General features: G+C 66.2%; 13 protein-coding genes. 5 read left to right on the forward strand and 8 right to left on the reverse strand.

What is annotated here, in order from left to right; all coding sequences use genetic code 11:
• Nucleotide 1 precedes the first annotated feature (1 nt).
• From glgX to O4G76_RS14185, 7 genes are all read right to left on the reverse strand, one after another.
• Entirely contained in the window at nt 2-2,116 is a 2,115-nt protein-coding gene (gene glgX, locus O4G76_RS14155; RefSeq protein WP_269397926.1) for a glycogen debranching protein GlgX, read from the reverse strand.
• Nucleotides 2,113-3,552, reverse strand: coding sequence for a glycogen synthase GlgA (gene glgA / locus O4G76_RS14160; protein ID WP_269397927.1), 1,440 nt, complete (start codon nt 3,550-3,552; stop codon nt 2,113-2,115). The genes glgX and glgA overlap by 4 nt, the downstream gene beginning before the upstream one ends.
• Entirely contained in the window at nt 3,552-4,814 is a 1,263-nt protein-coding gene (gene glgC / locus O4G76_RS14165; RefSeq protein WP_373568040.1) for a glucose-1-phosphate adenylyltransferase, read from the reverse strand. Before glgC ends, glgA begins: the two co-directional genes overlap by 1 nt.
• A 217-nt stretch (nt 4,815-5,031) precedes the next feature.
• A complete protein-coding gene (locus tag O4G76_RS14170) occupies nt 5,032-5,700 on the reverse strand; it encodes a nucleoside/nucleotide kinase family protein (RefSeq protein ID WP_269397929.1) in 669 nt (222 codons plus the stop codon).
• A gap of 25 nt (nt 5,701-5,725) precedes the next feature.
• Nucleotides 5,726-6,520, reverse strand: coding sequence for an ATP-binding cassette domain-containing protein (locus O4G76_RS14175; protein ID WP_269397930.1), 795 nt, complete (start codon nt 6,518-6,520; stop codon nt 5,726-5,728).
• Nucleotides 6,517-7,584, reverse strand: coding sequence for an ABC transporter permease (locus O4G76_RS14180; protein WP_269397931.1), 1,068 nt, complete (start codon nt 7,582-7,584; stop codon nt 6,517-6,519). Before O4G76_RS14180 ends, O4G76_RS14175 begins: the two co-directional genes overlap by 4 nt.
• 139 nt (nt 7,585-7,723) lie before the next feature.
• A complete protein-coding gene (locus O4G76_RS14185) occupies nt 7,724-8,746 on the reverse strand; it encodes a sugar ABC transporter substrate-binding protein (protein ID WP_085894844.1) in 1,023 nt (340 codons plus the stop codon).
• A 150-nt stretch (nt 8,747-8,896) separates the two neighbouring features.
• Between O4G76_RS14185 and O4G76_RS14190 the strand changes: the two genes are divergently transcribed.
• From O4G76_RS14190 to O4G76_RS14205, 4 genes are all read left to right on the forward strand, one after another.
• Nucleotides 8,897-10,096, forward strand: a complete 1,200-nt coding sequence (locus tag O4G76_RS14190; protein ID WP_269397932.1) for an ROK family transcriptional regulator — start codon at nt 8,897-8,899, stop codon at nt 10,094-10,096.
• 236 nt (nt 10,097-10,332) lie between these two features.
• Nucleotides 10,333-11,103 (forward strand): trehalose-phosphatase, encoded by a 771-nt coding sequence (otsB, locus tag O4G76_RS14195; protein WP_269397933.1) that lies wholly within the window; start codon nt 10,333-10,335, stop codon nt 11,101-11,103.
• A gap of 2 nt (nt 11,104-11,105) precedes the next feature.
• Nucleotides 11,106-12,485 (forward strand): trehalose-6-phosphate synthase, encoded by a 1,380-nt coding sequence (locus O4G76_RS14200; RefSeq protein ID WP_269397934.1) that lies wholly within the window; start codon nt 11,106-11,108, stop codon nt 12,483-12,485.
• Between the two features lie 237 nt (nt 12,486-12,722).
• The gene (locus O4G76_RS14205) at nt 12,723-13,628 is read left to right on the forward strand and encodes a YihY/virulence factor BrkB family protein (RefSeq protein ID WP_269397935.1); all 906 of its coding nucleotides are present in this window, start codon (nt 12,723-12,725) and stop codon (nt 13,626-13,628) included.
• A gap of 271 nt (nt 13,629-13,899) precedes the next feature.
• On the opposite strand, the gene O4G76_RS14210 is transcribed toward O4G76_RS14205, so the two are convergent.
• Nucleotides 13,900-14,712 (reverse strand): response regulator, encoded by an 813-nt coding sequence (locus tag O4G76_RS14210; RefSeq protein ID WP_085894849.1) that lies wholly within the window; start codon nt 14,710-14,712, stop codon nt 13,900-13,902.
• A 117-nt stretch (nt 14,713-14,829) separates the two neighbouring features.
• Between O4G76_RS14210 and O4G76_RS14215 the strand changes: the two genes are divergently transcribed.
• Nucleotides 14,830-15,045 carry a NepR family anti-sigma factor gene (locus O4G76_RS14215; protein WP_269397936.1) on the forward strand — a complete coding sequence of 72 codons (216 nt, stop codon included), beginning with the start codon at nt 14,830-14,832 and terminating at the stop codon, nt 15,043-15,045.

The raw sequence follows: 15,045 nt of genomic DNA on the forward strand, positions 1-15,045 counted from the left end.
TTCAATCTCCTCGGCTTGCGGGTTCGTTCGGGGCATCTTGCGACGGCTCCAGCACCATGACCACAACCGACCGGCCCCGGACCCGGGTCCGGCCGCCATGCGGTCTGGGGTCGGCCTGCGGGCGGGCGCTGTCGATATGACGCACCCAGACATGGCCCTCGGGCGGGGCGGGCAGGGTGACGGAGCAGGGTCCGCCATTGTTGATCACGGCGAAGAGCGCGTATTCAAGTGCCGCGTAATCGGGCGTGCCCGAAGCGGTGCGAAGCTCGAAGGCCAGAAGCCGCCGTTCGGGATCCTCCCAGTCGGCCTCGGTCATCGGGCGACCATCGGCGCGGCGCCAGAACAGGTCGGTGCGGTTGTCGATCTTGCGGCTGCGCGCATGCAGGAACCGCTTCTGCCGCAGGATCGGGTGCAGTCGCCGGAACGCCACGAGCTTGCGCACGAAGCCGAGGAATTCGGGGTCGGTGGCGTCCCAGTTGACCCAGCCGATCTCGTTGTTCTGGCAATAGGCGTTGTTGTTGCCCTGCTGCGAATTGCCCAGCTCGTCGCCGGCGAGGATCATCGGCGTGCCCTGGCTGATCATCAGGGTCGCCAGCATGTTGCGGCGTCTGCGGGCGCGGGCGGCGTTGATGCTGCTGTCATCGGTCGGCCCCTCGACCCCCATGTTGTCGCTGTGATTGGCGGAATGGCCGTCGCGGTTGTCCTCGCCATTGGCCTCGTTGTGCTTCTCGTTGTAGGACACGACATCCATGAGCGTGAAGCCGTCATGCGCGGTCAGGAAGTTGATCGAGGAGGTCGCGGGGCGGTTGTCGTGGTCGAACTGCTGCGCCGAGCCGGAGATCCGGGCCGCGAGCTTGCCGATCATCGAGGGCGTACCGCGCCAGAAGTCGCGCACCTCGTCGCGGAACTTGTCGTTCCACTCGGCGAAGGGCGCGGGATAGGCGCCCAGCTGGTAGCCGCCGGGGCCGATATCCCACGGCTCCGCGATCAGCTTGACCCGGCCCAGCACCGGATCCTGACGCAGTACCTGGAAGAACGGGGCGTTGCGGTCGAAACCATGGGCCCTGCGACCCAGAGTGGTGCACAGATCGAAGCGGAAGCCGTCGACTCCCATCACCTCCACCCAGTAGCGCAAGCTGTCCATCACCATGCGAAGCACCATCGGATGCTCGATGTTGAGGGTGTTTCCGGTGCCGGTGTCGTCGATATTGTAGCGCCGGTTCTCGGCGAGCCGATAGTAGCTGGCGTTGTCGAGACCGCGGAAGCACAGGGTCGGACCGAGCTGGTTGCCCTCGCCGGTGTGGTTGTAGACCACGTCGAGCAGCACCTCGATCCCGGCCGCGTGGAACCGGTCGACCATGGCGCGGAACTCGGCGATGTCGTGGCTCGCGAGATAGCGCGGTTCCGGCGCGAAGAAGCCGATCGACTGGTAGCCCCAGTAGTTCGACAGCCCCTTTTCCACCAGAAACCGGTCATTGACGAAGGCGTGGACCGGCAGCAGTTCGATCGCGGTAACCCCGAGCCGGCCGAGATGATCGATGATCTTGTCGGAGGCGAGCCCCTGGAACCGGCCCCGGCAGGCGATGTCGGGTCGATCGGCGGTGAGCCCCGCCACATGCGCCTCGTAGATCACCGTATCGGCCATCGGGCGGTCGGGATGCCGCGCGGGCAGCAGCTTCGAGGTATCGGTGACCACGGCGCGCGGCATGTAGGGGGCGCTGTCGCGAGTGTCGTAGCTCAGATCCTGCAGCTTCGAGCGGGTGTCGTAGCCGTGCAGCGCATCGTGCCAGATCGCGTGGCCGCTGATCTGGCGCGCATAGGGGTCGAGCAGCAGCTTGTTGGGGTTGAAGCGGTGCCCCTCATCGGGTCGGTAGGGGCCGTGCGCCCGAAATCCGTAGTGCTGGCCGGGCTTGAGCCCGTGGATGTAGCAGTGCCAGACATGGCCCTCGCGTTCCGGCATGTCGATCCGCGCGGTTTCGCGGCCGTAACGCTCGAATAGGCAAAGCTGCATGCGCGTGGCGTTCTGGGAGAAGACGGCGAAGTTGACGCCGCCTGCATCGGGCGTGGCGCCGAGCGGGTGCGGCCGACCGGCGCTGATCCGGGTTCTGGTGCTCATGCGGTGGCGATAGCATCCCGGTACAGCGCCGCATAGGCCCTAGCCGAGCTCGCCCAGCCCACCGGTTGGCGCATCGCGTTGGCCTGCATCTGGGCCCAGATGTCGGGTTGCGCATGGAGATCGCAGAGCCGGTCCAGCGCAACGGCGAGCGGATCGGCCGCGACGGGGTGGAACTGGATCCCGGTCGCGACCCCCCGGTCGAGCGCGGCGGGCGAGGCGTGGATCACGGTATCGGCGAGGCCACCGGTCAGCGCCACCACCGGGATCGTGCCGTAGCGCAGGCCGTAGAGCTGGGTCAGGCCGCAGGGCTCGAAGCGCGATGGCACCAGGATCGCGTCGGCCCCGGCGATGAGCCGGTGCGACAGCGCCTCGTCATAGCCGATGCGCACCGCCACGCCATCCTCGCGCGCCGCGTCGCGAAACGCCTGTTCCAGCGCCTTGTCGCCCGAGCCCAGAAGCGCGAGCTGCCCACCTCGATCCAGAAGCGTCGGCAGGGCTTCGAGCAGCAGGTCGAGACCCTTCTGCTCGGTCAGCCGCGACACCACGCAGCATAGCGGTCCGGCGGAATCCGGCAGGCCCATCTCGGCGCGCAGCGCATCGCGGTTCGGGATCTTGCCCGCCGGGTGGCGGTAGCCCTCCGGGACATGCGGATCGTTGGCGGGGTTCCAGGCGGTCTCGTCGATGCCGTTGAGGATGCCGGACAGATCGCGCCGGCGCGCCCGCATCACCCCGTCGAGTCCCATGCCGAATTCGGGGCGCATCAGCTCGGCCGCGTAGGTGGGTGAAACGGTGGTCAGCCTGTCCGCCCGCATCAGCCCGGCCTTGAGCGCCGACAGCTTGCCGTAATATTCGAAGCCTTCCGCGTGAAACCGCGACCGGGGCAGGCGCAGCCGCTCGATCATGTGGTGACCGGTCAGCCCCTGAAAGGCGATGTTGTGGATCGTCAGTACCGTGGCGCAGTCGCCGCCGGCCTGCGCCAGATAGTCGGGGACGAAACCCGCCTGCCAATCATGGCAATGCAGGAGCTGCGGCTGCCAGAGCTGGCCGTCCAGCGTCACGCCCTCGGTGCCGAGCCGCGCCGCCACGAGGCTCAGCGCGGCAAAGCGTTCGGGATTGTCGGGCCAGTCCTGCCCGTCGGGGCCGAGATAGATCGACCCTTCGCGCCGATAGAGATGCGGCGCGTCGATCACGAAGAGATCGAGCCCGGCGGCCTGTCCCGCAAGCACCCGGGCGGGACCGCCGAACAGGTCGTGCTCGGTCATCACCTGCACCGCGTCCGCGGCGAGCGCGGCCATGACCGCCGGGTAGCCCGGCAGGATGGTCCGCATCTCGACCGCTTCGGCCCGCAGCGCGGCGGGCAGGGCGCCCGCCACGTCGGCGAGACCGCCGGTCTTGACCAGCGGCGCGCATTCGGAGGCGACCGAGAGGACGCGCATCAGAGCGACGCCGCGCGCTTGTCGAGCATTGCCTGGGTGATCAGGGTAACGCCGCCCTCCGAGACGCGGAAATGCTTGGCGTCCTCTTCAGGGTCCTCGCCCACGACGAGGCCCTCGGGGATCATCACGCCCGCGTCGATCACCGCGTTCTTGAGACGGGCGTGGCGCGAGACGTTGACGTAGGGCAGCACGACCGTGTGGTCTAGAACCGAGTAGGAATTGGTGTGCACCTGCGTGAACAGCAGGGAATTGCGCACCTCGGTGCCCGAGATGATGCAGCCGCCCGAGACCATCGAGGAGACGGCGGAGCCGCGCCGGTCCTTCTCGTCATGGATGAACTTCGCCGGCGGTGCGCTTTCGGAGTAGGTCCAGACCGGCCAGTCGCGGTCCCAAAGGTTCAGCTCGGGGTCGAAATTGGTCAGGTCGATATTGGCCTGCCAGAAGGCATCGACCGTGCCCACGTCGCGCCAATAGGCCTCGCGGCCTTCGGGACGGACGCAGGAATCGTCGAAGCGATGCGCGATGGCCTTGCCGTTCTTGACGATGTCGGGGATCAGATCGGTGCCGAAGTCATGGCTGGAGTTCTCGTCCTCGGCATCCTTGATCAGCAATTCGCGCAGGAATTTCCAAGAAAAGACGTAGATGCCCATCGAGGCGAGCGCCTTGTCGGGCTGGCCCGGGATCGAAGGCGGATCCTTCGGCTTTTCGAGGAAGGAGGTGATGCGGCTGTTCTCGTCGACATGCATCACGCCGAAGGCCACCGCCTCCATGCGCGGCACGGTGAGACAGCCGACGGTCACATCCGCCCCCGAATCCACGTGCTGCTGCAGCATCACCTCGTAATCCATCTTGTAGATGTGGTCGCCCGCGAGGATCACGACGTAATCGACGTCGTAGCCGTCGACGATGTCGATGTTCTGGGTCACCGCGTCGGCGGTGCCGCGATACCACATGCTTTCATCCACGCGCTGCGAGGCGGGCAGAATGTCGAGGAACTCGTTGCGCTCGGCGCGGAAGAAGTTCCAGCCGCGCTGGCAGTGGCGGATCAGGCTGTGCGCCTTGTACTGGGTCGCCACCGCGATCTTGCGGATGCCGGAATTCATGGCGTTCGAGAGCGCGAAATCGATGATCCGCGCCTTGCCGCCGAAATAGACCGCCGGTTTCACGCGTCGGTCGGTCAACTCGCGCAGGCGCGAACCGCGTCCGCCCGCAAGGACGAAGGCCATGGAACGCTGGGATAGTCTGCGATGTGGCTGTGGCATGGTAATGGGCCTCCCTGTCCCGTGAACTCGTCAACCGATCCGCCGCGCCGCTCCCTCCGCGGACCGCGATCGTCGAGGCCGAGCATAGGCCAGAATCGGGGTGCCGCAATGTTAAAAACCGTGCAGGAAGATACGGAATTCACGCATTTTTTCAGCAAGGCCCCCGCGCGGCGCCGTGCGGTCCGGGCGCGCGGTCGGTGACACGGGTGGCCGGTCTTCAGATCCCGCTGCGCTGTTGCGCGGGACCGCTTTCATAGGCGGGGCGCAGCACTAGATCGGCGGGCAGGACCCGATCGATCACGCGCTGGGCGTTGGGCACGTCGTTATGCATCGCGCGCTGCGTCGCGGCGGTGCGGCTCAACCCGTGTCCGAGCCAGCGCGCGATCAGCCGGGCCCGCAGCTCGGGCAACGGCACGTCGAGATAGGCCGAAACGTCCCAGATCCGGGCCAGTTCGGACCAGGGCGCCTCGTCGAACAGCAGGTAGTTGCCTTCGACGATCACCACCTGCGCGTCGGCCTCAACCAGCTGCGCCCCGGCGATGGCGATGTCGCGGGCGCGGTCGAAGACCGGGGCCACCACCTCTTCGCCCCGTGCCAGACGCTTGACCAGAAGCACGAAGCCGCGCGCGTCGAAGGTCTCCGGCGCGCCCTTGCGGGTGCGCAGGCCGCGCTGGTCCAGCACGACATTGTCGAGATGAAAGCCATCCATCGGCACGATGCGTGCCTTGAGCTTCTGACGCTCGAGCCGCCGGGCCAGTTCGGTCGCCAATGTCGACTTGCCGCTTCCGGGCGCGCCGGCGACGCCGACGATGACCCGGGGCTTCTTGGCCGCGGCCTCATGAACCATTTCGGCCAGCGGATTGATGTAGGCTGTCAGGTCGAGCAATCGTGCCTCTACGGGAGTCTGGATGTTAAGCGGCTTCGAACTCGGTCTCGGGTTCCTTGGCTCCAGTCATAAAGGCAACGGCGTCGGACATCGAATGATTCTTGGGGTCGATGACGCAAAGCCGCTGGCCCAGCCGATGCACATGGATCCGGTCCGCCAGCTCGAACACGTGCGGCATGTTGTGCGAGATCAGGATGATCGGGATGCCGCGCGACTTCACGTCGAGGATCAGCTCCAGCACCCGCCGGCTCTCCTTGACGCCAAGCGCGGCGGTGGGTTCGTCGAGGATGATCACCTTGGAGCCGAAGGCCGCCGCGCGCGCCACCGCCACGCCCTGCCGTTGCCCGCCCGACAGCGTCTCGACCGCCTGGTTGATGTTCTGGATCGTCATCAGCCCGAGATCGTTGAGCTTGTCTCGGGCGAACTTCTCCATGCCGGCCCGGTCGAGCTGGCGCAGCCACTTGCCGCGAAAGCCGGGTTTGCGCAGTTCGCGCCCCATGAACATGTTGTCGGTGATCGAGAGCGCGGGCGACATCGCCAGCGTCTGGTAGACCGTCTCGATGCCGGCATGGCGCGCGTCGTTGGGCGAGTGGAAATGGACCTGCTTCCCGTCGAGATAGACCTCGCCCTCGTCGGGGATGACGGCGCCCGAAAGCGCCTTGATCAGCGTCGATTTGCCGGCCCCGTTATCGCCGATGACCGCGAGGATCTCGCCCGGGTAGAGGTCGAAGTCGCAGTGATCGAGGGCGACCACCTTGCCGTAACGCTTGACGAGATTTCGGCCCTTGAGGATGGGTTCGCGTTTCTGTTCGATGTTCATGCCGACACCTTCCTGATCCATTGGTCCACGGCCACGGCGGCGATGATCAGCACGCCGATGAAGAAATAGGTCCACTGCGCGTCGGCCCCGAGCAGGCGCAGCCCGAGCGAGAACACGCCCACGATCAGCGCGCCGAACAGCGAACCCATGATCGAGCCGCGTCCGCCGAAGAGCGAGATGCCCCCGATCACCACGGCGGTGATGCTCTCGATGTTGGCATCGTAGCCGGAAGTCGGCGACACCGAACCGATGCGCCCGATCAGGGCCCAACCGGCGAAGGCGCAGATCAGCCCCGACAGCATGTAGACCGAGATCAGCGTGCGCTTGACGTTGACGCCCGAAAGCTGCGCCGCCTCGGCGTCGTCGCCCACCGCATAGACGTGCCGGCCCCAGGCGGTCTGCCGGAGCGTCCAGCCAAGCACGACGATCAGCGCGATCATGAACACCACCCCGACGGTAAAGACCGCGCCGCCGATCTGGAACTTGGCCCCGAAGAGCTGAAGGATCGGCGCGGCGGCCTCGATCTCCTGCGCGCGGATCGTCTCGTTGGCCGAATAGAGATAGTTGGTGGCGAGGAAGATCTGCCAGCTGCCCAGCGTCACGATGAAGGGCGGCAGCCTCATCACCGAAACGAGCCAGCCGTTGAGGAAGCCGCAGGCCGTGCCGACGGCAAGGCCGCAGGCGACGGCAACGGGGGCGGGGATGCCGTAGCGAAAGGTGAACTGGCCCATCACCACCGAGCTCAGCACCATGATCGCGCCGACCGACAGGTCGATGCCCGCGGTCAGGATCACGAGGCTCTGCGCGGCGGCGACGATGCCGACGATCTGCACCTGCTGCAGGATCAGCGTCAGCGCGAAGGGCGAGAAGAAACGCGAGCCCAGCAGCAGCCCGAAGACGATGATCGAGACCAGCAGTACGATCAGCGGCACCAGCGCCGGCGTGACGTGCAGCGCATGCTGGACCCGTTGCAGCGGGCCGGCTTTGTGACTTTTGAATTCGGCGACGGTCTCGGCGCGTCTCTCGCGCACCGAAGATTCGTAGTGATCGGTATCTGTCGGCATGACGCGCCCCTCCCGTGGCGTGTGGCAGGGCGCGCCCCTTCGCGCGGCCCCTCGTCATCGGGGCGGGCGCGGGGCCCGCCCCGTCAGGGACATCCTGCGCCGCCCGAAGACGCGCAGGATGGAATGATCCCGGCGGGGCTCAGCCCCAGCAGAGTTCCTGACCTTCCTCGACCGAGATCGACTCGACGCCCTCGACTGGCTCGTCGGTGACGAGCTTCACGCCGGTATCGTAGAAGTCCTTGCCTTCGGTGTTCTCGGGCAGTGTGCCGTCCTCGGCATATTGGGCGATCGCCTCGACGCCGAGCCTGGCCATCTCGAGCGGGTATTGCTGCGAGGTCGCGCCGATGATGCCGTCGGCGACGTTCTGGACACCGGGGCAGCCGCCATCGACCGAAACGATCAGCACGTCGTTCTCGCGGCCGATCGCCTTGAGCGCCTCGTAGGCCCCCGCGGCGGCGGGCTCGTTGATGGTGTAGACGACGTTGATCTCGGGGTCCTTGGCGAGAAGGTTCTCCATCGCCGTGCGGCCGCCTTCCTCGTTGCCGGCGGTCACGTCGTTGCCGACGATGCGCGGGTCGTCCTCGTCGCCCCATTTGTTCGGATCCTTGGTGTCGATGCCGAAGCCGGTCAGGAAGCCCTGATCGCGCAGCACGTCGACCGAGGGCTGGCTGACGCCGAGGTCGAGCATCGCGATCTTGGCGTTCGCGGCCTCTTCGCCCAGCTTGGCGGCGGCCCATTTGCCGATCAGTTCGCCCGCGAGGAAGTTGTCGGTGGCGAAGGTGGCGTCGGCGGCGTCGATCGGGCTGAGCGGCGTGTCGAGCGCGATCACCAAGAGGCCCGCGTCGCGGGCCTGCTGCACGGCCGAGACGATGGCGGAGGTGTCGGAGGCGGTGATCAGGATGCCCGAGGCACCGTTGGCGATGCAGGTCTCGATCGCGTCGACCTGGGTTTCATGGTCGCCATCGACATTGCCGGCGTAGGAGTTGAGCGTGATGCCCAGCTCGTCGGCGGCCTGCTGCGCGCCCTCGCGCATCTTCACGAAGAACGGGTTGGTGTCGGTCTTGGTGATCAGGCAGGCCGAGACGTCCTGCATGTGGCTTTCGGCCTGCGCCGCACCTGCAGCGATCAAGGCGAGCGCGGTACCCGCGAAAAGTCGTTTCATCGTCAATATCCTCCCAGATGTGACCCCGGACGCTCCTCAACATCCGGGATTGCCTCAACGGTAATGACGATTCCCGAAGCTGGTCAATAAATAAATCATCTTGATTTATTAAACCGGCCGAAGTCATCTTGTTCGCAGGGAGGAATTCGGATGGAGAGTTCCGAGGTGCGCAGCCTCGCGGGCGGTGCCAACCAGCGTGGATTGCGCGACCATAACGAGCGGCTGCTTCTGTCGCTGATGCAGCGGCACGGGCCGCTGCCGGGCAGCGATCTGGCGCGGCTTTCAGGCCTCTCTCCCCAGACCGTTTCGGTGATCCTGCGCCGTCTCGATGAGGATGGCATGGTGTTGCGTGGCGCGCCGCAGCGTGGGCGCGTCGGCAAGCCGCGCGTCCCCGTGGGGCTCGATCCGGACGGGGCCTTCTCGATCGGGCTCAAGATCGGGCGTCGCAGCGCCGATCTGCTGATCGTCGACTTGCTGGGCCAGCCACGTGGCCAACTGCACGACACCTACCGCTATCCCGATCCCGCCGGCATCATGCGGTTTCTCGAAGCGGGCATCGAGGATCTGTTGGCACGGCTGCCGACGCGGCTGCGCGACCGGGTCGCCGGGATCGGCGTCGCCCGACCGCATGAGCTCTGGATCTGGCAGGAGACGGTCGGCGCGCCGCCAGCGGCGCTCGACGGCTGGCGCGACTTCGATTTCGCCGCCGAGATCGGCCGGTTCTCGGCCTTGCCCGTCTTCGTCGACAACGACACCACCGCCGCCTGCCGCGCCGAGCATGTCTATGGAAGGGGGCGGGCGTTTCGCGACTACGCCTATTTCTTCGTGGGCTCCTTCATCGGCGGCGGCGTGGTGCTGAACCATTCGGTGTTCGAGGGCGCGCGCGGCAATGCCGGGGCCATGGGGTCGTTGCCGACGCGCGACGCCGCCGGTCGGCCGGCGCAGCTTATCGACACGGCCTCGTTGCACATGCTCGAGCGGCGGCTCGAGGCGGCCGGCCACGACCCGGCGCGGCTGTGGAGCCTGCCGCAGGACTGGTCCGGCATGAGCGACGTGATCGAGCCATGGCTCGACGAGGCGGGCGAGGAGCTGGCGCGCGCCGCCGCCACGGTCTGCGCGGTCATCGACTTCGAGGCGGTGCTGATCGATGGCGGCTTTCCCGAGCAGGTGCGCGCATCCTTGGTGGAACGGGTCAGGGCGGGGCTCGACCGGGTCGATCTGCGCGGCTTGATCCCGCCACGGATCGAGGCGGGCGCGGTGGGTGGCAATGCGCGCGGTCTCGGCGCCGCCTGCGCACCGATCTTCGCGCAGTTCCTGCTCAACACCCATTCGGGGGTCAGTACCGGCTGAGGCGGGCATCAGGCTCCGAGCCCCAGCTGGATCAGACCCAATGGGGCGCTTGTAAACCGCCCGCCCATCTCCGACAAATGGAGTATGGCCTGCCGCAACGGCATGCCGTGGATGACGGGATGGCGGGAACCCGCGCAGGCGCGCTGGGGTTGAAAACGGAAGCCATCCGGATGTCCGGATTCCGGGTGGCCACGGGCCGCGAGCCCTCGAATTGGAGACAGGGAATGTACTACGAGATGATCGGATTTCACGGGGAGCACCAGAGCGAGCACACCGTCGACGGGGTGCCCGAGCCGAAGCTGGATCGATCGACCCTGTTTCTCGACTTCGACGGTACCCTGGTCGAACTGGCGGACCGCCCCGACGCGATCCATGTCGACGAGGGTCTGGAGGATCTGCTGCGCGGCCTGTCGGAGAAGACGCAGGGCCGCGTCGTGATCATCACCGGCCGCGCGATCGAGGATGTGACCCAGTATCTCAAGGGGTTCGATGGCCCGATCATCGGCGGCCACGGGGCGCAGGAGCGGGTCGGCGGCGAGATCCGCAACCACGAGTTGGCCGACCCCGAGACGGTCAGGTATCTGGGCGAGATGACCACCGCCTTCGCCGCGACGCATCCGGGGCTGATCTGCGAGCGCAAGCCCACTGGCGTGGTGCTGCATTTCCGCCAGAACGAGGATCTCGCGGCGCAGGCCTACGCATTTCTGCGGGCGCTGTCGGAAACTCATGACGGTTTCGACCTGCATCACTCCAAGATGGCCTACGAGCTGCGTCCCGCCGGGATCGGCAAGGACGTCTCGATGCGCCGCATGATGGAGGGCGAGGGCTTCAAGGGCACGATGCCGATCTTCTTCGGCGACGACGTCACCGACGAGCCGGCGCTGCACTGGGTGGCCGAGCAGGGCGGCATCGCCGTCAAGGTGGGCGAGGGCGAAACCGCCGCCGGTTGCCGGCTTGGCGATCCGGAGGCCGCGCGGAGGACGCTGCGGCGCTGGGTCGGGGCATAACCATGTCCGAAGGCCGTCTCATCGTCGTTTCGAACCGCATCCCCACGGAGGCCGCCCCTTCGGGCGGTCTCGTCGTGGCGCTGCACGACGCGCTCAAGGAGCGCGGCGGCGTGTGGATCGGCAATTCGGGCAAGCGTGTCGATGCGGAGGAAACGGCGAAGGGGCTGACCCGCATCGCCGAGACCCCCTATGAGCGCTACAGCTTCGATCTGACCGAGGAGGAGCATCAGGGCTTCTATCTCGGCTATGCCAATGCCACGCTCTGGCCGCTGTTCCATCACCGCACCGACCTGCTCGCGGTCGATCCCGATCAGGCGCGGATCTACAGGGAGGTGAACGAGCGCGTGGCGGGGCTGATCGCCGAGGTGGTGCAGCCCGGCGACGCGATCTGGGTGCATGACTATCACTTCCTGCCGCTCGCCGAGGCATTGCGTCGGCGCGGGGTGCGCAACCGTATCGGGTTCTTCCTGCACATCCCGTTCCCCAATCCCTCCGATCTTCCGGCACTTTCCGAGCGCAAGTTGATGCCGGGCTGGCTCTCCGCCTTCGACCTGATCGGGCTGCAGACCCGGCGCGACGTGTCGAACGCGCTCGATTTCCTGCGCGACAGCGGTGCCGAGATCCTGCTGAATGGCAGGCTCAAGATGGGCGACCGACGCTTCGAGGTGGCCAGTTTCCCGATCGGCATCGATGTCGACGGCTTCATCCAGGCTGCCGAGGAGAATGCCGATGCGGGCGAGCACCTGCGGCTGTCGCCGGGCGAGCGGCTGGTGCTGGGGGTCGACCGGCTCGACTATTCCAAGGGGCTGCCGCAGCGCTTCGCAGCCTTCGGTGAATACCTGTCGCATCGGCCCGATCCGCAGATCCGTGCCACGCTGCTGCAGATCGCGCCGCCTTCGCGAGAGGATGTCGAAGCCTATCGCGAGATCCGTCAGGAGCTTGAAACCATCACCGGCCGGGTCAATGGCGAGATGGCCGAACTCGACTGGACGCCGATCCGCTACATCCGCCGCAACATCGGTCGCGAGATCCTCGCCGGGCTCTATCGCCGGGCCGATGCCTGTCTGGTGACGCCCTTGGCCGACGGGATGAACCTCGTGGCCAAGGAATTCGTGGCGGCGCAGGACGGGGCCGATCCGGGCGTCCTGATCCTGTCGCATTTCGCCGGTGCCGCCGAGCAGATGGAGGCGGCGCTGATGGTGAACCCCTACGATCCGGGCGAAACCGCGCGCGCCATCGAACAGGCGCTCTCGATGCCGCTCCATGAGCGGCAGGCGCGGCATCTGAGCCTGATGCAGAGCATTCGCGAGGCCGATATCGGCTGGTGGACGCGGACCTATCTGGCCGCATTGCAAAAGCCGCTAGCGAGTCCCGGCAACTAAACGATCGGACGCCGGCTTTTTTCGGGAACCAACTCCGGCGTCGCAGGTTTGATGGATGAAGAGGCGCCGTTCCCTCGCCTCTCTCATTCCCCAAAGGCCGGCGGCGGACCTTCCTGATCATTCCCTCGGGGAAGATCCCCCGCCGGCCACCCCCCTCTCTCCGAAGCCTTCACAACCTGCGATCGACATGCAATCTTGCCGTTGAGCGACTATCCGCTCATGTGGAGTGGAGCGCGCATGTCTCGAGGAAGGTACGGCCCGCGTCTGACTCCGCGACGGTTCTGGCGGTTGCTGGTCGGGCTCTGGACCCTGTCGAGCGAGGTACAGCTCGGCCTGATCGCGGCAGGAGTCGCCTTCTACTCGATTTTCGCGATCTTTCCCGCCATTGCCGCGCTCATCGCGATCTTCAGCCTGCTGGCGGATCCGGCGGTGCTCGAGACACAGCTTGAGATGATGCGCGAGATCATCCCCGTGGAGGCCTATGGGCTCCTGCGCGAGCAGTTGACGCTGATGGTGTCGACCCGGCCCGAAACGCTCGGCTTCGCGACGCTCCTTTCGACCTTGGTGGCATTGTTCTCGGCCCGCAACGGCGTCGCTTCGCTGATCCTCGGGCTCAACCAGATTTACGGGCGGCCCAACCGAAACGGCGTGCGGCAGATTTTCGTGGCGATCCTTCTGACGCTGTCGCTGATCGCGATCGCCGTGCTGGCGATGCTGGTGGTGGTGATCGCACCGATCCTCCTGACGGTGCTGCCGCTGGGCAGCCGTACCGGTTGGGTGCTCGAGGCCATCCGCTGGATCGCGGCCTTCGGCGTGGTGCTGGCCGGGCTGGGCGTGGTCTATCGTTTCGGGCCGAACATGCGCGGCGCCCGTGGCGGCTGGGTTACGCCGGGGGCCTTTCTGGTGATCCTGTTCTGGCTCGCCGCCTCTGCCGGGTTCTCCTACTACTTGTCGAACTTCGGCAATTACAATGAGGTCTACGGCTCGATCGGAGCCGTGGTGGCGCTGCTGATGTGGCTGTTCATCTCGGCATGGCTGGTGCTGTTCGGGGCCGCGATCAACGTCGTCTGGGCCCGGATTGCCAGATCCGAGGAGGCGCCAGCCGAGATACGTCCGGATATCGGGCCGAGCGAAATCGGCTGAGGGCTTATCAGTAATTTTGCCTGAGCGTCTGCACGATTGCTGTTGGGTGCTGGCATGACCTCAGCTCGACTTCCAGAAGCTGAGTGCTGGTTAGGCCTGATCCCGCCTGCACGAGAAAAAATGCAGAGCCCATCAAGGGGGGCGTGAGATCCGTGTGGCTTGAATACAGTGCGACATGACCTTGTCGCTTTTATCAGACGCTACCAATCACATCGGGCAGCGTTCGAGGAGTTCCGGCTCCCAAGCGGGAGCCGGAACGATCCATTAGGCCTCAGCCGTGCAGCGGGCCGGTCGAGGAGAAGAACATCGCCTGGCTGACCGCCGAGCGGACCTGCTCCTCGCCATAGGGCTTCGAGATCAGGAAGGCAGGCTCGGGGCGTTCGCCGGTGAGCAGCCGCTCGGGGAAGGCGGTGATGAAGATCACCGGGAGGCTGCCATGCGCTTCGAGGATGTCGCGCACCGCGTCGATGCCCGAGGAGTTGTCGGCCAGCTGGATATCGGCCAGCACCAGATCGGGCTTTTCCTGCTGGGCCAGCTTGACCGCGTCGTCGCGGGTGCGTGCGACGCCGGTGATGGCGTGACCCATGTCGGAGACGATGGACTGCAGATCCATGGCGATGATCGCCTCGTCCTCGATCACGAGGATGCGGCCCGAGATGCTGTCTTCCATCTCCTGGCGGGCGATCTTGACCAGATGCTCGACTTCCTCCTGATCGGTCTGCATGATCTCGGCGATCTCGGAGGTCGAGAAATCCTCGATCGTGTTGAGCAGCAGCGCCTCGCGGGTGTTCGGGGTCAGCTTCGACAGATGCGCCTGTGCGGCGGCGGCCAGACCGCTCTCGTCGCCCGAGACGGGCGCGCCGGAGCTGATCCAGATCATGTGGAAGACGCGGAACAGCGCCGTGCGGGGCGAGGCGTCCGTGTCAAAGACGGAGCGGTCCTCGAGGATCGCCTCAAGGGTGGCCGCGGCGTAGGTATCACCGCTGTTCTGGCTTCCTGTCAGCGCCCGCGCGTAGCGGCGCAGATAGGGCAGCTCGTGCCCGATCACCGTGGCGAGGTCGGGTGCGGTGGTGGTTGTCGTCATCGGCTGAGAGTCCCCAAATTCATTTTTTCTGGAACCGAACGCGGCCGCTTGCATTGTGGTTCCATGATGCGGTCATGCTAAGCGAGGCTGCGGACAATGACGAGGGTATAAGCGGGAATGACACAGAGGGACCAGGGGAGCGCGCGTGGAGACATCGACGCCCATTTGAAGCGCGCCTTCCAGCAGCTCACCGACGAGGCTTTGCCAGACCGGTTCACCGATCTGCTGGCGCGGCTGAAGGCCGGTGAGGATGCGGCTGCCGCATCGTCCGACGCCGACCAGATCACGCCGGACAGGGAAACGGCGGATGCAGGCAAGGTGGGCAGGGGCTAG

It is taken from the genome of Limimaricola sp. G21655-S1, assembly GCF_027213785.1.
GTDB lineage: Bacteria > Pseudomonadota > Alphaproteobacteria > Rhodobacterales > Rhodobacteraceae > Limimaricola.

Excerpts from the sequence above, each read along its gene's own strand:
- glgX (WP_269397926.1), bottom strand. The coding sequence starts at position 2,116 with ATGAGCACCAGAACCCGGATCAGCGCCGGTCGGCCGCACCCGCTCGGC.
- glgA (WP_269397927.1), bottom strand. The coding sequence starts at position 3,552 with ATGCGCGTCCTCTCGGTCGCCTCCGAATGCGCGCCGCTGGTCAAGACC.
- glgC (WP_373568040.1), bottom strand. The coding sequence starts at position 4,814 with ATGCCACAGCCACATCGCAGACTATCCCAGCGTTCCATGGCCTTCGTC.
- O4G76_RS14175 (WP_269397930.1), bottom strand. The coding sequence starts at position 6,520 with ATGAACATCGAACAGAAACGCGAACCCATCCTCAAGGGCCGAAATCTC.
- O4G76_RS14180 (WP_269397931.1), bottom strand. The coding sequence starts at position 7,584 with ATGCCGACAGATACCGATCACTACGAATCTTCGGTGCGCGAGAGACGC.
- O4G76_RS14185 (WP_085894844.1), bottom strand. The coding sequence starts at position 8,746 with ATGAAACGACTTTTCGCGGGTACCGCGCTCGCCTTGATCGCTGCAGGT.
- O4G76_RS14190 (WP_269397932.1), top strand. The coding sequence starts at position 8,897 with ATGGAGAGTTCCGAGGTGCGCAGCCTCGCGGGCGGTGCCAACCAGCGT.
- otsB (WP_269397933.1), top strand. The coding sequence starts at position 10,333 with ATGATCGGATTTCACGGGGAGCACCAGAGCGAGCACACCGTCGACGGG.
- O4G76_RS14200 (WP_269397934.1), top strand. The coding sequence starts at position 11,106 with ATGTCCGAAGGCCGTCTCATCGTCGTTTCGAACCGCATCCCCACGGAG.
- O4G76_RS14205 (WP_269397935.1), top strand. The coding sequence starts at position 12,723 with ATGTCTCGAGGAAGGTACGGCCCGCGTCTGACTCCGCGACGGTTCTGG.
- O4G76_RS14210 (WP_085894849.1), bottom strand. The coding sequence starts at position 14,712 with ATGACGACAACCACCACCGCACCCGACCTCGCCACGGTGATCGGGCAC.
- O4G76_RS14215 (WP_269397936.1), top strand. The coding sequence starts at position 14,830 with ATGACACAGAGGGACCAGGGGAGCGCGCGTGGAGACATCGACGCCCAT.